Source organism: Pseudomonas spelaei (assembly GCF_009724245.1).
Lineage (GTDB): Bacteria > Pseudomonadota > Gammaproteobacteria > Pseudomonadales > Pseudomonadaceae > Aquipseudomonas > Aquipseudomonas spelaei.
The window spans coordinates 87,260-104,749 of sequence record NZ_WNNK01000011.1 but is presented as its reverse complement, the minus strand read 5'-3'; the positions used below and the strand labels follow the sequence as shown (position 1 = coordinate 104,749).

At 59.1% G+C, this 17,490-nt stretch carries 18 protein-coding genes and 1 pseudogene; 10 read left to right on the top strand and 9 right to left on the bottom strand.

The genetic code is table 11. The features are described 5' to 3' along the window. Positions 1-78: 78 nt before the first annotated feature. On the top strand, positions 79-993 hold the full coding sequence (locus tag GNF76_RS14760) for an AraC family transcriptional regulator (protein ID WP_155583884.1): 915 nt from the start codon (positions 79-81) through the stop codon (positions 991-993). A 200-nt stretch (positions 994-1,193) separates the two neighbouring features. Next, positions 1,194-1,766 carry a nuclear transport factor 2 family protein gene (locus tag GNF76_RS14755; protein ID WP_155583883.1) on the top strand — a complete coding sequence of 191 codons (573 nt, stop codon included), beginning with the start codon at positions 1,194-1,196 and terminating at the stop codon, positions 1,764-1,766. 10 nt (positions 1,767-1,776) lie between these two features. Here GNF76_RS14755 and GNF76_RS14750 read toward each other — a convergent pair whose 3' ends face one another. Next, positions 1,777-2,082, bottom strand: coding sequence for a DUF2388 domain-containing protein (locus tag GNF76_RS14750; protein WP_155583882.1), 306 nt, complete (start codon positions 2,080-2,082; stop codon positions 1,777-1,779). Between the two features lie 203 nt (positions 2,083-2,285). Here GNF76_RS14750 and dnaQ point away from each other — a divergent pair, with 203 nt between their 5' ends. The 3 genes from dnaQ to GNF76_RS14735 all read left to right on the top strand — a co-directional run bounded on the left by dnaQ (position 2,286) and on the right by GNF76_RS14735 (position 6,072). Continuing rightward, positions 2,286-3,026 carry a DNA polymerase III subunit epsilon gene (dnaQ, locus tag GNF76_RS14745; protein ID WP_178123348.1) on the top strand — a complete coding sequence of 247 codons (741 nt, stop codon included), beginning with the start codon at positions 2,286-2,288 and terminating at the stop codon, positions 3,024-3,026. Positions 3,027-3,226: 200 nt separating this feature from the next. Beyond that, positions 3,227-5,482: an Orn/Lys/Arg family decarboxylase gene (locus GNF76_RS14740; RefSeq protein WP_155583880.1), complete on the top strand. Its 2,256-nt coding sequence runs from the start codon at positions 3,227-3,229 to the stop codon at positions 5,480-5,482. A gap of 20 nt (positions 5,483-5,502) precedes the next feature. Continuing rightward, positions 5,503-6,072, top strand: coding sequence for a GNAT family N-acetyltransferase (locus GNF76_RS14735; protein ID WP_155583879.1), 570 nt, complete (start codon positions 5,503-5,505; stop codon positions 6,070-6,072). A 5-nt stretch (positions 6,073-6,077) separates the two neighbouring features. Here the strand turns inward: GNF76_RS14735 and GNF76_RS14730 are convergent, their stop codons facing one another. After that, positions 6,078-6,971, bottom strand: coding sequence for a LysR substrate-binding domain-containing protein (locus tag GNF76_RS14730; RefSeq protein ID WP_155583878.1), 894 nt, complete (start codon positions 6,969-6,971; stop codon positions 6,078-6,080). A 247-nt stretch (positions 6,972-7,218) separates the two neighbouring features. On the opposite strand from GNF76_RS14730, the pseudogene GNF76_RS29565 reads away from it, so the two are divergent. Continuing rightward, positions 7,219-7,320, top strand: a pseudogene (locus GNF76_RS29565) (type II secretion system major pseudopilin GspG); the annotation flags it as partial. Between the two features lie 4 nt (positions 7,321-7,324). On the opposite strand, the gene GNF76_RS14720 reads toward GNF76_RS29565, so the two are convergent. Then, positions 7,325-7,561: a hypothetical protein gene (locus GNF76_RS14720; RefSeq protein WP_155583877.1), complete on the bottom strand. Its 237-nt coding sequence runs from the start codon at positions 7,559-7,561 to the stop codon at positions 7,325-7,327. Between the two features lie 227 nt (positions 7,562-7,788). Here GNF76_RS14720 and GNF76_RS14715 point away from each other — a divergent pair, with 227 nt between their 5' ends. Further along, positions 7,789-8,346, top strand: a complete 558-nt coding sequence (locus GNF76_RS14715; protein WP_155583876.1) for an NADPH-dependent FMN reductase — start codon at positions 7,789-7,791, stop codon at positions 8,344-8,346. 48 nt (positions 8,347-8,394) lie between these two features. On the opposite strand, the gene GNF76_RS14710 is transcribed toward GNF76_RS14715, so the two are convergent. Next, positions 8,395-9,033 carry an FMN-dependent NADH-azoreductase gene (locus GNF76_RS14710; protein WP_155583875.1) on the bottom strand — a complete coding sequence of 213 codons (639 nt, stop codon included), beginning with the start codon at positions 9,031-9,033 and terminating at the stop codon, positions 8,395-8,397. 101 nt (positions 9,034-9,134) lie between these two features. On the opposite strand from GNF76_RS14710, the gene GNF76_RS14705 reads away from it, so the two are divergent. Next, the gene (locus tag GNF76_RS14705; protein ID WP_155583874.1) at positions 9,135-9,989 is read left to right on the top strand and encodes a LysR family transcriptional regulator; all 855 of its coding nucleotides are present in this window, start codon (positions 9,135-9,137) and stop codon (positions 9,987-9,989) included. Between the two features lie 9 nt (positions 9,990-9,998). On the opposite strand, the gene poxB is transcribed toward GNF76_RS14705, so the two are convergent. Together poxB and GNF76_RS14695 are read right to left on the bottom strand one after the other, a co-directional pair. After that, positions 9,999-11,723 carry a ubiquinone-dependent pyruvate dehydrogenase gene (gene poxB, locus GNF76_RS14700; RefSeq protein ID WP_155583873.1) on the bottom strand — a complete coding sequence of 575 codons (1,725 nt, stop codon included), beginning with the start codon at positions 11,721-11,723 and terminating at the stop codon, positions 9,999-10,001. Between the two features lie 85 nt (positions 11,724-11,808). Further along, positions 11,809-13,032 carry an NADH:flavin oxidoreductase/NADH oxidase family protein gene (locus GNF76_RS14695; protein WP_155583872.1) on the bottom strand — a complete coding sequence of 408 codons (1,224 nt, stop codon included), beginning with the start codon at positions 13,030-13,032 and terminating at the stop codon, positions 11,809-11,811. 79 nt (positions 13,033-13,111) lie between these two features. Here GNF76_RS14695 and GNF76_RS14690 point away from each other — a divergent pair, with 79 nt between their 5' ends. Next, positions 13,112-13,516, top strand: a complete 405-nt coding sequence (locus tag GNF76_RS14690; RefSeq protein ID WP_155583871.1) for a MerR family transcriptional regulator — start codon at positions 13,112-13,114, stop codon at positions 13,514-13,516. A gap of 39 nt (positions 13,517-13,555) precedes the next feature. Here the strand turns inward: GNF76_RS14690 and GNF76_RS14685 are convergent, their stop codons facing one another. Both GNF76_RS14685 and GNF76_RS14680 read right to left on the bottom strand, forming a co-directional pair. Next, the gene (locus GNF76_RS14685; protein ID WP_155583870.1) at positions 13,556-14,050 is read right to left on the bottom strand and encodes a DUF934 domain-containing protein; all 495 of its coding nucleotides are present in this window, start codon (positions 14,048-14,050) and stop codon (positions 13,556-13,558) included. Continuing rightward, entirely contained in the window at positions 14,034-15,692 is a 1,659-nt protein-coding gene (locus tag GNF76_RS14680) for a nitrite/sulfite reductase (RefSeq protein WP_155583869.1), read from the bottom strand. Before GNF76_RS14680 ends, GNF76_RS14685 begins: the two co-directional genes overlap by 17 nt. 449 nt (positions 15,693-16,141) lie before the next feature. Here GNF76_RS14680 and GNF76_RS14675 point away from each other — a divergent pair, with 449 nt between their 5' ends. Beyond that, a complete protein-coding gene (locus tag GNF76_RS14675; RefSeq protein ID WP_155583868.1) occupies positions 16,142-17,221 on the top strand; it encodes an ABC transporter substrate-binding protein in 1,080 nt (359 codons plus the stop codon). Positions 17,222-17,227: 6 nt separating this feature from the next. Here GNF76_RS14675 and GNF76_RS14670 read toward each other — a convergent pair whose 3' ends face one another. Continuing rightward, positions 17,228-17,446, bottom strand: a complete 219-nt coding sequence (locus GNF76_RS14670; RefSeq protein ID WP_155583867.1) for a DUF2970 domain-containing protein — start codon at positions 17,444-17,446, stop codon at positions 17,228-17,230. Positions 17,447-17,490 lie beyond the last annotated feature (44 nt).

The following is a 17,490-nucleotide window of genomic DNA, read 5'->3' as shown; positions in this document are numbered from 1 at the left end:
TAATGACTGGCCTGATTGATAAACGAAAGTAGCGGCCATTTAATTAATACCTTACCGAATTTCACCCGGGAGCGCCGGATGTCCTCTTCACCCCATGCCGATGTTCAGGCGTTTCTCGACGAAGCGGTGGAGAGCGAGCCCGAAGGCCTGACGTACACGCCGCCGGGGATTTCGCAAGTGATCCACCGTGCGTTGCCGCCCTGGGGCGCTATCGAGTGCGTGCAGGTGGCGCATCGTCCTCACCAGTTTGAAATGCGCCGCCAACAGCACCAGTTTGTGCTTTATCGGCAAGGTTCGGTCAGTGATGGCGAGGTCAGTATCGACGGCTTGCGACAAGCCGGTGCCCGGGCTCTGGATCAGGTCATTGACTTTATTCCGGCCGGGGCATTGTTCGAAGGCTGGACCGGGGGGCGCGCCAGGATTGGCTATGTACTGGTGTCGGTTGATGAGGACCAGTTGGCCGAGGTCTGTCCGACCTATCGCGCCCAAAAGGATCTCAGGCCGCTGATCAGCTGTCATGACGGATTCCTGCGAGGGCTGCTTGAGCGCCTGGATCAGGTGGTACGTGACGGCAAGACCGATATGTTGTACCTGGAAACGCTGGTCATGCTGTTGATGCAGGAAGTGCGAGCACTGCAGCAGTTGCCCGATACCTCGCCGAGCAACACGGGTGAGTTGGGTCTGGTGCAACGTCAGCGCTTGACCGAATACATTGAAACGTCCCTGGCCAATGAGGTGCGTCTGGCCGACTTGTCGAACATCGTTAACCTCAGCCCCTACCATTTTTCCCGAGTATTCCGACGCACCTTCGGGATGTCACCGTACCAGTACCTGTTGCTGTGTCGGGTCAACCGGGCCAAGCACTTGATTACTACCACTGACCGCAGCCTGCTGGACATTGCCCTGGACACCGGGTTTGCCGGTGCCAGTCAATTTTCTAGAGCGTTTCGCCGGATTGTCGGGCAGTCCGCCAGTGAGCTGCGTCGTCCCTAGACGCCGCTCACTGCGCAAGAAGCGTCAACACAACAGCAGGCAGGGTAAAGCTGCCGGCGGATCAGCTCGTTAATCTGGCTTCAACAACGGGCCAGCTATCCACTTCCTCACGTGCTGTCAGTCGATGACTTCCTCGGGAAAGTTGCGCCCGCAATAAAACCGAATCAACCCGTTAGTCAATCGAGAGTGAGGTAATAAACATGATGAGTCTTCGTGGATGGTTACTGGGCGTGCTGGTCACCACGGCAGTCTTCGCCGCCGGGGTTAATGCCCAACCCAAAGCCGCAATCAAGGAGCAGGGCGGCTTTTACTACCTGTCGCCGGGTTACACCAAGGCCGACGTGGCTGACTTCTACTGGCGTAGCCTGGATGGTTGGTCGGAGCATCCTGCCGAAATGGCCAAGTACTACACGAAGGATGGCGCTTACGAGCTGGCCTATGCGCCAGTGGATGACTTCCCTGGTGTGGGCTTCAAGCGCGTGAACAAGGGGCGCCAGGAGATGACCGACTACTTCACCAGCTTCAGCAAGCAACTGGGCAATTTGACGTACAGCGATCCCAAGACCTGGACCCTGCTTGAGACCACTGAGAAAGGGACTTATGTGTTTGAGTACACCAGCGATGGTGTCATTCGTTCAAGCGGTAAGCCCTACCACCAGACCTTCATCGCTATTCTGCACATGGCCAAGGACGGGCAGATCCAGTCTGTGCGCGAGTACTGGGACCCCTACGTAGCCCTGCGGGATTTTAACCTGATCAAAAAGACCCAGTAATCGACATCGGTCACAGGATCAGGATCGCACGGGCGAGTTGCTCGTCCGTGCACTGTAAATCCACCAGGGTGTGGCGAATGTGCTGGAACGCCGATTCCAACTGGACGCCGCGTATTTCACCTTGGCTTGCGACAAACGATGCGGCGTCGGTCTTGGCCGCCAGCACGACTTTGTCGTCCTTGAAGCTGCTGCTGGTGCCTTTGGTGGCACTCATCGACAGGCTGACCAGGGCGTCAGTCGTCATGACAAAGCTGGTGGCCTGCACACTGGCGGCGCCGAACAGGCACAACGTGAACAGCCATTTTATGTTGAACATGAACCTGAGTATTCCGTATCGGAGAGAGGCATGCAGGCTAGCAACGACGCGTGTAGCAAACAGCAGCAGGTTTGCTAAACCTTGTAAAGAACTGTTGGGTGCGCGCCCATGGGCTTCTGCCATGGGTCGCTTCGGTTATAGAGCGTGCTAATATCTCGCCCTTTGAAATGCACCGAACCGTTGAGAGCTGAACCCTGATGGCCATCCGATCTGTTGTACTCGATACCGAAACCACCGGCATGCCGGTGACCGACGGCCACCGGATCATTGAAATCGGTTGTGTCGAACTGCTGGGTCGCCGCCTCACCGGCCGCCACTTCCACGTGTACCTGCAACCGGACCGGGAAAGTGACGAAGGCGCCATTGGTGTCCACGGTATTACCAACGAGTTCCTGGTGGGCAAGCCACGTTTTGCCGAAGTAGCCGATGAGTTCTTCGAGTTCATCGACGGCGCGCAGCTGATCATCCATAACGCGGCGTTCGACGTCGGCTTCATCAATAATGAATTCGCCCTGATGGGCCAGACGGACCGTGCCGATATCACCCGGCACTGCTCGATCCTCGATACCCTGATGATGGCGCGTGAGCGTCACCCAGGCCAGCGCAACAGCCTCGATGCCTTGTGCAAACGTTATGGCGTCGACAACTCCGGCCGTGAACTGCACGGCGCCTTGCTCGACTCCGAGATCCTCGCCGACGTCTACCTGACCATGACCGGTGGCCAGACCAGCCTGTCCCTGGCCGGTAACGCCTCGGATGGCAACGGTTCGGCGGAAGGCTCGGGCAATCGGCCTTCGGAGATTCGTCGCCTGCCGGCTGACCGCAAGCCGACCACGATCATTCGTGCCAGCGAGCAGGACATGTTGGAGCATGCGGCGCGGTTGGAAGCGATTGCCAAGTCTGCCGGGGCTCCCGCGTTGTGGAGCCAATTGACCGAGCAATAAGCCTGGTTAAACCGGATTAAAATGTGGGAGCGGGCCTGCTCGCGAAATCGGAGTGCCAGTCACAGAATATGTCGACTGAAGCGCCGCTTTCGCGAGCAAGCCCGCTCCCACATTAACCGCATTCATTTGAGCATCTTCACTCGCCACAACCGTTCTGAGCTTCTACCCTGAGTACATAAATCTCAGGACGCCCAGCACTCATGTACAAAGACCTGAAGTTCCCTGTCCTTATCGTGCACCGTGACATCAAGGCCGACACTGTGGCAGGCGACCGGGTCCGGGGCATTGCCCGGGAGCTGGAACAGGAGGGCTTCAGTATTTTCTCGGCGGTGGACTACGCCGAAGGCCGACTGGTTGCCTCGACTCATCACGGCCTGGCCTGCATGCTGATCGCCGCCGAGGGCGCCGGGGAAAACACCCATTTGTTGCAAAACATGGTGGAGCTGATTCGACTGGCACGGGTGCGGGCGCCAAACCTGCCGATCTTTGCCCTGGGTGAGCAAGTCACCCTGGAAAACGCCCCCGCCGATGCCATGAGCGAACTCAATCAGTTGCGGGGCATCCTCTACCTGTTTGAAGACACTGTGCCGTTCCTCGCAAGGCAAGTGGCCCGCGCCGCTCGCAGTTACCTGGATGGCCTGTTGCCGCCATTCTTCAAGGCTCTGGTGCAGCACACGGCCGATTCCAATTATTCCTGGCACACCCCCGGCCATGGCGGTGGCGTGGCGTACCGCAAGAGTCCGGTGGGGCAGGCGTTTCATCAGTTCTTCGGGGAAAACACCTTGCGCTCGGACTTGTCCGTGTCGGTGCCGGAGCTGGGCTCGCTGCTGGATCACACCGGCCCTTTGGCCGAGGCCGAAGCGCGGGCGGCGCGTAACTTCGGTGCCGACCACACCTTCTTTGTGATCAATGGCACTTCCACGGCGAACAAGATTGTCTGGCACTCCATGGTCGGCCGTGATGACTTGGTACTGGTGGACCGCAACTGCCACAAGTCGGTGCTGCACTCGATCATCATGACCGGCGCTATCCCACTGTACCTATGCCCGGAGCGTAATGAGCTGGGGATCATCGGGCCGATTCCCTTGAGCGAGTTCAGCCGCGAATCGATTCGCGCCAAGATCGACGCCAGCCCACTGACCCGTGGTCGACCGGCGAAGGTCAAGATGGCCGTGATCACCAACTCCACCTACGACGGCCTGTGCTACAACGCAGAGCTGATCAAACAGCAACTGGGCAACAGCGTCGAGGTGTTGCATTTCGATGAGGCCTGGTACGCCTACGCGGCCTTTCATGAGTTCTTTGCCGGGCGCTATGGCATGGGCACCTCGCGCACCCCGGACAGTCCGCTGGTGTTCACGACGCACTCCACCCATAAGCTGCTGGCAGCGTTCAGTCAGGCGTCGATGATCCATGTACAGGATGGCGGTGCCCGGCAGCTGGATCGTGACCGCTTCAACGAAGCGTTCATGATGCATATCTCCACCTCGCCGCAGTACAGCATCATCGCTTCTCTGGATGTCGCATCGGCAATGATGGAAGGTCCGGCGGGGCGCTCGCTGCTACAGGAGATGTTCGACGAGGCCCTGAGCTTTCGTCGGGCCCTGGCGAACTTGCGCCTGCACATCGCCGCTGAAGATTGGTGGTTTTCGATCTGGCAGCCGCCGCTGGTGGCGGGTATTGATCGGGTCGTCACCGCCGATTGGCTGTTGCAACCTGAAGCGGACTGGCACGGCTTCGGTGATATTGCCGAAGACTATGTGTTGCTCGACCCGATCAAGGTGACGCTGGTGATGCCGGGACTCAATGCCGGTGGAGCCCTGAGCGAGTGCGGAATTCCAGCCGCGGTGGTCAGCAAATTCCTTTGGGAGCGTGGGCTGGTGGTGGAAAAAACCGGGTTGTATTCCTTCCTGGTGCTGTTCTCCATGGGGATTACCAAAGGCAAGTGGAGTACCCTGCTCACCGAACTGTTGGAATTCAAACGCAACTACGACGCCAATGCCAGCCTGGCGAGTTGCTTGCCCTCGGTCTTTCAGCAGGGTCCGGTGCGCTATCAGGGGCTGGGGTTGAAGGACCTGTGTGATCAGTTGCACAGCTGTTATCGCAGCAATGCCACGGCCAAGCACCTCAAGCGGATGTACACCGTTTTGCCCGAAATTGCGATGAAGCCCGCCGATGCCTACGACCAGTTGGTACGAGGTGAGGTCGAGGCGGTGCCCATCGATGCCTTGCCAGGTCGTATCGCAGCGGTGATGCTGGTGCCTTATCCTCCGGGTATTCCATTGATCATGCCGGGGGAGCGTTTTACCGAGTCGACACGTTCGATCATCGATTACCTGGCCTTTGCGCGGGAGTTCGATAGCAGCTTCCCGGGGTTTGTCGCGGATGTTCATGGGTTGCAACACGAAGATGACGGCAAGGGTCGTTGTTACACCGTCGATTGCATCAAGGTTTAGGGATAGCTATGCAAGCTGTGATGAATCCGAAGTATCCAGGGCTCAGCGTGCGAGTCGCCGATGAGGGGTTTGAAGCCTACGTGTGGGGTAATGACTTCAGCTTTGAGGTCAACGCCTACGGTGTGCCGCAGATCGGCAAACCGGTCGAGCAGTGGGCGGTGGAGCAGGTCTTGCCGTACCGCAAGTGCTACGGCATCGATCCGCAGGAGTTTGCCAGCTACCGGGATGCCGCCGACAGTGCGGTGTTCATGGCCTATCTGGATGACCGGCCCGTTGGGCATATTGTGGTCAGCACCAACTGGAACGGCTTTGCCCATGTGGATGAACTGGCGGTGGTGTTACCGGCTCGTCGTCATGGTGTGGCCAAGGCGTTGCTGGATGTGGCGCAGTTCTGGAGTCGCAAGAAAAGCCTGCCGGGCATGATGCTGGAGACCCAGAACAACAACCTCGGTGCCTGCCGCTTGTATGAGCGTTGCGGGTATGTGATGGGTGGGATCGATCACTTGCGCTATCGCGGCATCGATCCACAGACCAGGGAAGTGGCGATTTTCTGGTATCGATTGTTCAAGACTGAGCTGGAAGCGGTCTGATCCAATCAGAGGGACAGCAGGCTTTCGGTCTTTTCCGTGACAATCTCCAGCAAGGCCTTCAAGGCCGGAGACGTTGTACTGTCCTTCAGCGTTAACGCATACAACGTCACGATGATGGGGGGTGACAAGGGGCACGCATCCAACCCGGCCTCGCGCGCGCCCGTCGCCGTGAACGGGTCAACAATTGCCAGGCCTTCCCCGGCTTCCACCAGGCTGCGCATCATCTGGTAGGTCTGTACCCGCGTCTGAACCACTGGCAGTGGGCGCAGGGCCTGCAACTTGCTGTCCAGCAGGCTGCTCAGCGGGTCCTGGCCCTCCAGGCCAATCATCGATTGCCCGGCCAACTCCTGCAGCGTGATGTACTTCTGCCGAGGCTTGAGCCAGCCGTGGGGCGCCAGCAGTTGCAGCTTGCCTTGGCCCAGGGCGATGCCTTGAATTTGCGGGTGTTCGGGATCGTGCAGGCTCAGGCCGATATCAGCCTCATGCAACAGCAGGCTCTTGACGATATCGCGGGTGGGGTGGCTCGACAGCGTGCACGGTGTGTCCTGAAAGCGTCGACGCAATACTGCAATACTTTGCGGTAACAGTTGATTAGCCAGCGGTGGTGTACACAGCGCACGCAGTGGTGGGGCGTGATGGTGTTTCAGGCTGCTGGCCAGGCGCTGCAGGGGGTCGAGGGTTTCGTAGAGACGGGCAATTCCACCCTGTAACTCGAGGGTCTCGCGGGTTGCCTGCAGCCGTCCCCTGACGCTGGCGAACAGCATGAAGCCCAGTTGCTGTTCGGCATCTTTGAGGATGGTATCCACATCGGCCACGGGCAGTTGCAGCCATTCGGCGGCGGTGCCGAGATGTCCGGTCTGCAAGATGGCCTGAATCACTTCGATATGACGTAAACGCATGGCTGGAGTCTATGTTCAGCAAGGTCTGTATTCAATGGTTGAATCCGAAGCTTGGGCAAATCCATGGTTGGGCCAGACGCGATTGGCTAGGGTTATGCCTAGACCTATGCGTTCAAGACGCAGAGCCTGTTAACCAACTGACCCGAGGGGAGGGCACGACAGATGCCTGGTAAAACCCAACCAGCAGGCAGCAGGACGAACCGCCGGGGAATGACGCGCTGGGGGCGTTTCCTGTCAATATCACTACCCGGCGACCCAGGCCAAAACCGCATTTGACCTGTTTTCGTTTGGCAAGGATCGGACGTTGGGTGGTGTAGGCGATAACGTGGATATCGCCTTTGGAGAATGAGGGCTTATGAAGCGTGGGTGGTTTGCGATTCGCGGGTGATGATGGTGCCCGACTGAATCAACCGGAACTCGTCGCCATCCAGTTTTTCTACACGATCGCCAATGGCCAGCTTGTAGGTAATGGTGGGCGCCGAGCCCACCAGGTCGCCCTGCACCGGGTTGGATTCCTGGAACTCATGCACGGAATAAACGCGGCCTTCCGCGTCTCTGGCATGGAACTGTCCGACAAGTACTGCTGCCATCTGTTTAGAACCTCTGGAGATAAACACTCGATTTGCGGTTCTGTAGACCGTCTTGGAGCGGGGTAGTTTACCTATGGAAAAAAAATACTATTCGTTGACTTTTTCAGATGTTACTTACAAGACGCGGTGCATCTTGAACGCCATGGGCGTTGTAAAAACCTGTTGGTGATCGGGTCGCGAAAACTCTATAACTACACGTTCCTTTAGTCAGACGTCAGGAAACCTCAATGAGCAAGGTCTACACGATTGCCGTACTGGTTGGCAGCTTGAGAAAAGAGTCGATCAACCGCAAGGTTGCCCTGGCATTGGCCGAGCTGGCGCCCGCCAACCTTAAATTGAACATTGTCGAAATCGGCGATTTGCCGCTCTACAACGAAGACATTGAAGGTGCTGGACTGCCGGCAGCCTACAGTACTTTCCGCCAACACGTGAGCTCATCCGACGCGGTGTTGTTCGTGACCCCGGAATACAACCGCTCCGTGCCCGCCGCGTTGAAGAATGCCATTGACGTCGGCTCCCGTCCCTATGGTCAAAGTGTCTGGAGCGGCAAGCCGGGGGCGGTGATCAGTGTGTCGCCGGGGGCCATCGGTGGCTTTGGTGCCAATCACCATTTGCGCCAGTCCCTGGTGTTCCTCGATGTGCCGTGCATGCAGCAGCCGGAAGCCTATCTGGGTGGGGCCGGCAGTGCGTTTGATGAGTCGGGCAAGGTGACGGAAAAGACCAAACCGTTTTTGCAGGCATTTATCGATGCCTACGGCAAATGGGTAGAGAAACTGAAGGGCTGATATTGACCTGCAACACCCAGCCGTGTCGGCTGGGTGTTTTGGGGGCGGTCAGGTCAAACGGTCTGCCAGTTGCAACGCCTGCTCATTGGATGTGCGCCGCGACGCCAGATCCACGTCAGGCCCCAGAATGGTTTTTTCCACATACAAGGCGTGCACATCGGTGATGCCGATGAACTTGAGCCAGGCTTCCATGTAGGGCTTCTGGAAGTCCATGGGGTGCTCGGCCGCCGCCGCTCGATCAGAAAAGTCCATGCCACGCGCATACACAGTGACTGCGCTCTTGCCGTGAAGCAGCCCTTGCAGGCCGTGTTCCGGACTGAAGTCGAACAGCACGTCTTTCTGCGACACCACGTCGATAAAGTGCTTGAGCTTGTAGGGCACGGCGAAATTCCAGAGCGGTATGGAAAACACCAGCACGTCCGCCTCATGGAGGTAGGCCGCAAGGGATTTCACTGCCCGCCAGGCAACTTCCTGTTCTTCGGTCAAGGCCGTTCCGTTCAGGCCCGCGTACTTGGCGTCCATCACTGGTCCGTCAAATTCCGGCAGGTCCAGGCTCCATAGATCCAGAGTAACCACTTCGGTGTCGGGGACGTTCTGCTGATAGCGGTCGATAAAGTGGCGGGCCACTTCCAGGGAGGCGGAACGCTGTTTGCGCGGGGAACATTCGATGTGCAGCAGAAGGGTCATGGTGTGCCTCAATGAGGGGAGGAGGTGACCGCGTCATTGCAACATAGAGCCATGCGGAATATAAATCGTATATAAATCACCTATTGATCACGAATCTATCTATGTTCGATGTGCAGTTACTTAAAACCTTTGTTGCGGTGGTTGATGAGGGCGGATTCAGCCGCGCCGCAACCCGCCTGCACCTGACCCAATCGGCCGTCAGTGGGCATTTGCGACGCCTGGAGGAGCAGGTTGGCAAACCGTTATTGGCCCGCACCACCCGCTCGCAGCAATTGACTGCCGATGGTGAACGCTTGATGGCGTATGCCCGGGGGATTCTGGCGCTGAACCGTGATGCCTGGGCCGAACTGACCCGCTCGGCGTTTCACGGTGACCTGCGCATCGGTGTATCTGAAGAGTTCGCCGATGCGCGCTTGTTGCGTGATTTGCAGGTGTTTGCCGCCGACTATCCCGGCCTGCAGATCAAGGTACAGGTGAGCATTCCCGGTTCGCTGCTGGCCTTGATGAGGCAGGGCGAACTGGACGTTGTGGTCGGTTCGTTGTGCGAGTCCAGCGAGCCTGGCCTGGCGCTCTGGCAGGAGCCGCTGGTGTGGGCGTGGTCGGCACAAGGGGTCGGTACATTGCCGACACCTTTGCCCCTGGCCTTGTTTCCAGAGCCTTGTCCTTATCGGGAAGCTGCGCTGAGCCGCCTTGCACAGGCAGGTATTACGCAACGTACGGCGATGCTCTGTACCAGTTATGCAGGATTGCACGCGGCGGCCCTCGCCGGATTTGCCGTTGCGCCCATGACGCGTAGCCAGGTGTCTCACGGGTTGGTGGAACTCGGTGCCGAGCAGGGTTTGCCAGCGCTGCCCGATGCCGAGTTCCGCCTGTTCAGTGCGCCGGATGCTGACCCGGTCATCGTCGCAGCGGTGACCCAGGTGATCGTTCGTTACGGCGCCTCTCGCCATTACTGACGAGATGGATCAGCGAAACCAGTTGGTCCGCGCCAACTCGATCACCTCATCACCACGGCCGCTCATCACCGCCTTGAGCATGTACAGGCTGAAGCCTTTGGCTTGTTCCAGCTTGATGCTGGGCGGCATGGCCAATTCCTGGGTGGCGGTGACCACATCGACCAACACCGGACCGTCATGGGCCAGGGCGCGGCGCAAGGCAGGCTCCAGGTCCTCGGACTGTTCCACACGAATACCGAGGATACCCATCGCATTGGCCATGGCGGCGAAGTCCGGGTTCTTCAGCTCGGTGCCGGTGTCCAGATAGCCGGCCGCCTTCATTTCCATGGCGACGAACCCCAGTGAGGCGTTGTCGTACACCACTACTTTCACCGGCAATTTCAACTGCACCAGGGAAATGAAGTCGCCCATCAACATACTGAAACCGCCGTCGCCCGACAGCGAAATGACCTGTCGACCGGGGAATGCTGCCTGGGCGCCGATAGCCTGAGGCATGGCGTTAGCCATGGAACCATGGTTGAACGAGCCGATCAGCCGACGCTTGCCATTCATTTTCAGGTAGCGCGCGGCCCAGACTGTGGGCGAGCCAACGTCGGCGGTGAAGATCGCATCGTCGTCAGCCAGTTCACTGAGCAGGCGGGTCACGTACTGTGGGTGGATCGGACGGTTGGCGGCAGACGGCTGCGCCAGGTCATCCAGGCCCTGGCGGGCTTTTTCGTAATGCTTGAGGGAGGTGGCAAGGAAGCTGCGATCGGTCTTGCGGGTCAGGCGTGGCAGCAGGCCTTGAATGGTTTCGCTGACGTCGGCGGCGATGCCCAGGTCCAGGGTGGCGCGACGCCCCAGCGCCTGTGGGTTACGGTCAACCTGGATGATCTTTGCGTCGGTGGGGTAGAACTGGCGATAGGGGAAGTCGGTGCCGAGCATGATCAGCGTGTCGCAGTTGAGCATCGCGTGATAGCCCGAGCTGAAGCCGATCAGGCCAGTCATGCCGACATCAAAGGGGTTGTCCCACTCCACATGCTCTTTGCCTCGCAGCGCATGCACCACCGGCGCACCCAAGGCGTCGGCCAGCGCAACCACCTCATCGTGGGCGCCGGCGCAACCGCTGCCGCACAGCAGGGTCACGGATTTGCTTTGATTGAGGAGCGCGCTCAGACGCTGCAGGTCCTGCTCTGCCGGCAGGGTGCGTGGCGCCATCAGCGCGGGCCATGGCTTGAATTTGTCGTCCACTTCCAGCAGCGATACATCCCCCGGAATGACCACTACCGCCACGCCGCGATTGAGGATGGCCGAGCGCATGGCGCGATGCAGCACGTGAGGCATTTGCGCCGGGTTGGTCACCAGTTCGACAAAGTGACTGCACTCCTTGAACAGCTCCTGAGGGTGGGTTTCCTGGAAGTAGTTCAGGCCGATTTCCGACGAGGGAATCTGCGCGGCGATGGCCAGTACGGGTACGTGGTTGCGATGGCAATCAAAAAGCCCGTTGATCAAGTGCAGATTGCCCGGCCCGCAACTGCCGGCGCATACCGTCAGTTCGCCCGTTGCAGCCGCTTCGGCGCCAGCGGCGAAGGCGGCGACTTCCTCATGGCGCACATGCATCCACTCGATGCTGTCCATGGTGCGCAGGGCATCGGTCAGGCCGTTGAGGCTGTCGCCGGTCAGGCCCCAGACGCGCTTGATGCCTGCCTGCTCAAGGGTGGTCGCCAGCTGTTGGGCCAGGGTGATTTTCGCCATGAGGAACTCCATCGTCAGTGAGGTTAAAAACCGCAGATCAATAGAGGACAACCTCAGAACGCTGAATACTCACCCACTAACATGACTAATTGTTCATCGCCGCGCGGTACTGACGGGTGCGTTTAGCGATGAACAGTTGATCCTTGATCAGCGCGAGCAGCGGCGCGATACCTGGTTTCGGCCGACGCCCCTGACTCAGTCGACGCAACTGATGGTGCACCACCGCCATGGTCGCCAGGGCGGCCAGTGGTTTGCGTTTCCAGCGAATAGGCGGTATTTGCGGGTTGAGGTCACAGCCTTCGCGCCATTGCTTGATTAACTGTGGCTCCAGGGTCAGGGCCGTGGCGATCCCGGCCATGGCGATGCCGCTGTCCAACACCTGCTGGACCACCGGCAAGCGGCGGATGCCCCCGGTCACCATCACCGGCATATGCGCCAGGCGTGCGAGTTCGCTGGCCATTTCGAGGAAATACGCTTCGCGGGCCAGGGTTCGACCGTCTCGTGCTTCACCTTGCATGGCCGGTGCTTCGTAACTGCCGCCGGACAGTTCCAACAAATCAAGGGGTAATGCATTGAGCCGTTCGACCACACCGCGGGCGTCGTTGGCATCAAAACCACCGCGTTGGAAATCTGCTGAGTTGAGTTTAACCGCCACGCAAAAATCAGGGCTGACAGCCGCCCGTACGGCCTTCACCACCTCCAGCAACAGACGCGCGCGGTTTTCCAGGGAGCCGCCCCAGCGATCCGTGCGCTTGTTGCTCAAAGGGGAGAGAAATTGACTGAGCAAATAGCCGTGCGCCGCATGAATCTGTACGCCGGTGAAACCCGCTTTTTCAGCCAGGCGTGCGCTGGTGGCAAAACGTGCGATCACTTCCTCAATCTCTTCCTCGCCCATGGCTTTGGGTTGGGCAAACATCTTTGAAAAACCACCGAGGTCCAGGGCTACCGCTGAAGGCGCCCAGGCCTGTTGGCCGAGGTTGGCCTGGGTCTGGCGGCCTGGATGGTTGAGCTGGATCCAGAAGTGCGCACCTTTGGCGCGTCCAATGGTGGCCCACTGGCGAAACTTGTCCAGGTGTTCCTCGTTTTCCAGCGCAACCCCACCAGGGCCGGTCATGGCGCGGCGGTCGATCATCACATTGCCGGTCAGCAACAGCCCTGGCTCGCCGTCGGCCCAGGACTGGTACAGGCGCATGAGCGCTTCAGAGGGCGCCTGGTGCAGATCGGCCATATTCTCTTCCATCGCCGCCTTGGCGATGCGGTTACCGATGGTCTGGCCGTTGGGCAATGGCAGGGCTGAAAAGGGCGACATGGTTGAGTCCTCGTTGACAGAGGCCTCAGGCTAAGCTTAAAGCTAACTTTAATGTCAAGCAGGTAAGAAGGACGCAGCGATGAATATTGGCGAATTGGCAAAGCTCAGCGGGTTGGCGGCGTCGCGCATTCGGTTTTACGAAGCGGAAGGGTTGATCAGTCAGGTAGGGCGCCAGGCCAATGGATATCGGCGTTATGCGCCGCAGGCACTACAGACCCTGCAGTTGATCCAGAGCGCACAACAGGCCGGGTTTACGTTGCAGGAGCTTAAAGCGTTGATGCCGACCGAAGGCGAGCACAAGCGTGAGGCGCTGATTGAGGGCCTGGAACGTAAAGTGGCGCAGATCGAGGTGATGCAAACGCAGTTGGCGCACAGCAAGGCGCAGTTGTTGGGCGTGATCGAGGCGGTACGGGCGCAACCGGAAGGCGTGCCGTGTTCCATGGGGCAGAAGCAGGTACTGGCGTCGATCAACATCAACCCATGAAAAAACCCTGGCATGCCAGGGTTTTTTATACGCTGACGCTTAGCGGCGGCGGAACAACGGCAACGGTTCGTCAGTCGCCGCCTGGTAGGTCACCGAGAAGTCCTTGAGACTTTCCAGGGCTTCATACGGGTCTTTGTCAGCGCGCAAGGCGTAGGCATCGAACCCGCAGCGGTGCAGGTAGAACAGTTGGTCGCGCAGCACATCGCCAATCGCCCGCAGCTCGCCCTTGTAACCATAACGGTCACGCAGCAGGCGGGCGTTGGAGTAGTTGCGACCGTCGGTGAAGGCCGGGAAGTTCAGGGCGATGACCTGGAAGTTGGTCACATCATCAGCGATTTCTTCGGCTTCTTCATCGGCGTCCAGCCATACACCCAAGCCGCCGTCGCGGGCCTTGAGGGCGTGAGCATGATCGCGCCACAGGGCCAGCGGCACGATCAGGTCGTCGCAGTTGGAGATGCCATCGAGGGTCGCGTCCTTGGGCAGCAGGTGCCAGGTTTCGTCGACCACTTCGTTGTTTTTAATGATTCGCTGCATAGACGCGCTCCTTGAACAGGTCAATGCCGATGCGCTGGTAGGTGTCGATGAAACGCTCATCTTCGGTGCGCTGTTCAATGTACACATCAATCAGCTTGCCGATCACTTCAGGCATGGCTTCCTGGGCGAACGACGGGCCGAGGATCTTGCCCAGGCTCGCGTCGCGGCTGGCGCTGCCGCCCAGGGACACTTGATAGAATTCTTCGCCTTTCTTGTCCACCCCGAGGATGCCGATATGGCCGACGTGGTGGTGACCACAGGCGTTCATGCAGCCGGAGATGTTCAGGTCCAGCTCGCCGATGTCGAACAGGTAATCCAGGTCATCGAAACGACGCTGGATCGACTCGGCAATCGGGATCGACTTGGCGTTGGCCAGGGAGCAGAAGTCGCCACCCGGGCAGCAGATGATGTCGGTCAGCAAGCCAATGTTCGGCGTGGCGAAACCTTGCTCGCGCAACTCGCCCCACAGGGTGAACAACTGGCTCTGCTCGACGTCCGCGAGGATGATGTTCTGTTCGTGGGAGGTGCGCAGTTGGCCGAAGCTGTAGCGCTCAGCCAGGTCAGCGACACCGTCCAGCTGCTTGTCGGTGATATCGCCCGGCGCTACGCCAGTCGGCTTGAGCGACAGGGTCACGGCGACATAGCCTGGCTTCTTGTGCGCCAGGGTATTGCGCACACGCCAACGGGCAAAGCCTGGGTGTTGTTGATCGAGCTCGGCCAGTTCGGCATCCAGATTGCTCAGGGCCTTGTAGTCCGGATCGACGAAGTGTTTGGCGACGCGATGCACTTCAGCTTCGGTCAGGGTGGTCTGGCCGCCGCGCAGGTGTTCCATCTCGGCGTCGACTTTCTGGGCGAAGACCTCAGGGGTCAGCGCCTTCACCAGGATCTTGATGCGTGCCTTGTACTTGTTGTCACGACGGCCATAGCGGTTGTAGACCCGCAGGATAGCGTCGAGGTAGCTCAACAGGTCTTGCCATGGCAGGAATTCATTGATGAAGGCCCCCACCACCGGGGTACGGCCCAGGCCGCCACCCACCAGTACACGGAAACCCAGTTCGCCTGCTGCGTTGTGCACCGGCTCCAGGCCGATGTCATGGACTTCAATGGCTGCACGGTCCGAGGTCGAGCCATTGATGGCGATCTTGAACTTGCGCGGCAGGTAGGCGAACTCCGGGTGGAAGGTGGTCCACTGGCGGACGATTTCACACCATGGGCGCGGGTCGATCAGTTCGTCGGCAGCAACGCCGGCGAATTGATCGGTGGTCACGTTGCGCAGGCAGTTACCGCTGGTCTGAATCGCGTGCATCTGCACGGTGGCCAATTCAGCGAGGATGTCCGGCACATCTTCCAGGGCCGGCCAGTTGAACTGCACGTTCTGGCGGGTGCTGATGTGGGCGTAGCCCTTGTCGAAGTCACGGGCAATCCTGGCCATCATTCGCGTCTGGCGCGAGGTCAGTTGGCCATAAGGCACGGCAACCCGCAACATCGGCGCAAAGCGCTGAATATAAAGGCCATTTTGCAGGCGCAGAGGGCGGAACTCTTCTTCGCTCAGTTCGCCTGCCAGATAGCGTCGGGTCTGATCACGGAACTGCTTGACGCGGTCCTCGATGATGCGCTGATCGTATTCGTCGTATACGTACATATAGGTCCTGTTCTCGGCAAATCTGCGCGCACGGCCGCGCACTCCCAACGGAGCCGGCGCACGATACCAGTTTGCGTTTATGCGCAAAAGTGATGTTTGAGTATATGCAAAGAACCAAATCGACTAATGAGACTGGTTATCGAATTACCCACATTTGTCATACGGGCAACCATGAACTTTACTGTGGTCGAGTCTTAGTGCAATCACCTATAAAACCGACAAGAGGCGATGCGATGAGCAATTCAACCAAAGCCCGAAAGAGCGACAGTACCGTGGACGCTTGGGCGATTCTGTTCCTGATTATTCTGGTGGTTTCAACCGCTGTGTTCTGGGTCAGTCATCAATGAGAGGCTGCCCGGTCCTGAATTGTCCGACAATTGACGATTAGCCGAGATTGTCAGGCGAATTGCCACTATGATGGGCGGTGATTTCTCGGGGCTAGGGCAGCAATGTTGAAGGTTCTCTGTGCGTGTGTGTGGGTGATGGGGGTGACGTTCGGGGTAATGGCCCATGCAACGTCTGTGGTTTTTCTCAACCCTGGCACCTCCACCGAAACCTTCTGGGTCAGTTACTCGCAATTCATGCAGGCCGCCGCCAAGGACCTCGGCCTGGATTTGCGTGTGCGTTATTCCGGGCGCGATCCGCAGAACACTCTCCAACAGGCACGGGAAACCTTGCAAGGTTCGCCGCGGCCGGATTACCTGGTGCTGGTCAACGAGCAGTACATCGCCCCGCAAATTCTGCGCCTGTCCCAGGGCAGTGGCGTCAAGCTGCTCATCGTCAACAATGCCCTGACGGTTGATCAGATGCAGTTGCTGGATGCTGGCAAGTACTCCAATTGGATCGGCAGCATCGTTGCCGATGACGAGCAGGCCGGTTACCTGATGCTCGAGGACATGCTGCGCCAATACGGTGAGACCAAGCCTGGTCAGTCCCTTGACCTGCTGGCTTTTTCCGGCGTCAAGAACACCCCTGCGGCACAACGGCGTGAAGAGGGTATGCGCCGTGCCCTGGGCGAACATCCCGACGTGCGCTTGCGTCAGGTGGTGTACGGCGAATGGAACCGCCAGCGTGCCTTTGAGCAGGCCACGCAGTTGTTCAAGCGTTATCCGCAGACAGCACTGGTGTGGTCGGCTAACGATGAAATGGCCTTGGGGGCCATGCAGGCTGCGCAGGAGGCCGGACGCACACCCGGCAAGGACGTGTTGTTCAGTGCGGTCAACAGCTCGTCCGAGGTGCTGGGTGCACGCATTGACGGTCGGTTGAGCACGCTGGTAGCCGGGCATTTCACCACGGGGGGCTGGGCGATGGTGCTGCTCGACGACGATGCCCACGGTGTGGACATCAGCTTGCATGGCGGCCGTGATCGTGAGGAAGCGCTGTTCCAGTTGATCGAGCCGGAACAGGCTCGGCGCCTGCAAGCCATCAACGCCAGCCAGCAATACAACGTGGATTTCCGTGCGCTGTCAGCCCAGGGCAAGCCCGAGTCCTACCGTTATCCCTTTAGCCTGCAACTGCTGATGCACTGACGCCGTTTATACGCCGGCCAGGTGCAGCACCAACTTGACGATGCCAAACAGTGCCAGGGCGAAGATCGCCGTGAACAGGATCCCCAGCACCACGAAATGGCTGGGTTTGCCGTGGGTAAAGTCCCGGGCGCGGTTCTTGCCGCTTTGCACGCCAAAGGCGGCCGCCATCACGCTGTGGAGCATTTGCCAGAAGGTGGGCGGCTTGTTGTCGACTGGATCGTCCATACATCCCTCGCTACAAGGTGTGTGAGGACAGCATAGTCGAACAG

Excerpts from the sequence above, each read along its gene's own strand:
- GNF76_RS14760 (WP_155583884.1), top strand. The coding sequence starts at position 79 with ATGTCCTCTTCACCCCATGCCGATGTTCAGGCGTTTCTCGACGAAGCG.
- GNF76_RS14755 (WP_155583883.1), top strand. The coding sequence starts at position 1,194 with ATGATGAGTCTTCGTGGATGGTTACTGGGCGTGCTGGTCACCACGGCA.
- GNF76_RS14750 (WP_155583882.1), bottom strand. The coding sequence starts at position 2,082 with ATGTTCAACATAAAATGGCTGTTCACGTTGTGCCTGTTCGGCGCCGCC.
- GNF76_RS14740 (WP_155583880.1), top strand. The coding sequence starts at position 3,227 with ATGTACAAAGACCTGAAGTTCCCTGTCCTTATCGTGCACCGTGACATC.
- GNF76_RS14735 (WP_155583879.1), top strand. The coding sequence starts at position 5,503 with ATGAATCCGAAGTATCCAGGGCTCAGCGTGCGAGTCGCCGATGAGGGG.
- GNF76_RS14730 (WP_155583878.1), bottom strand. The coding sequence starts at position 6,971 with ATGCGTTTACGTCATATCGAAGTGATTCAGGCCATCTTGCAGACCGGA.
- GNF76_RS14720 (WP_155583877.1), bottom strand. The coding sequence starts at position 7,561 with ATGGCAGCAGTACTTGTCGGACAGTTCCATGCCAGAGACGCGGAAGGC.
- GNF76_RS14715 (WP_155583876.1), top strand. The coding sequence starts at position 7,789 with ATGAGCAAGGTCTACACGATTGCCGTACTGGTTGGCAGCTTGAGAAAA.
- GNF76_RS14710 (WP_155583875.1), bottom strand. The coding sequence starts at position 9,033 with ATGACCCTTCTGCTGCACATCGAATGTTCCCCGCGCAAACAGCGTTCC.
- GNF76_RS14705 (WP_155583874.1), top strand. The coding sequence starts at position 9,135 with ATGTTCGATGTGCAGTTACTTAAAACCTTTGTTGCGGTGGTTGATGAG.
- poxB (WP_155583873.1), bottom strand. The coding sequence starts at position 11,723 with ATGGCGAAAATCACCCTGGCCCAACAGCTGGCGACCACCCTTGAGCAG.
- GNF76_RS14695 (WP_155583872.1), bottom strand. The coding sequence starts at position 13,032 with ATGTCGCCCTTTTCAGCCCTGCCATTGCCCAACGGCCAGACCATCGGT.
- GNF76_RS14690 (WP_155583871.1), top strand. The coding sequence starts at position 13,112 with ATGAATATTGGCGAATTGGCAAAGCTCAGCGGGTTGGCGGCGTCGCGC.
- GNF76_RS14685 (WP_155583870.1), bottom strand. The coding sequence starts at position 14,050 with ATGCAGCGAATCATTAAAAACAACGAAGTGGTCGACGAAACCTGGCAC.
- GNF76_RS14680 (WP_155583869.1), bottom strand. The coding sequence starts at position 15,692 with ATGTACGTATACGACGAATACGATCAGCGCATCATCGAGGACCGCGTC.
- GNF76_RS14675 (WP_155583868.1), top strand. The coding sequence starts at position 16,142 with ATGTTGAAGGTTCTCTGTGCGTGTGTGTGGGTGATGGGGGTGACGTTC.
- GNF76_RS14670 (WP_155583867.1), bottom strand. The coding sequence starts at position 17,446 with ATGGACGATCCAGTCGACAACAAGCCGCCCACCTTCTGGCAAATGCTC.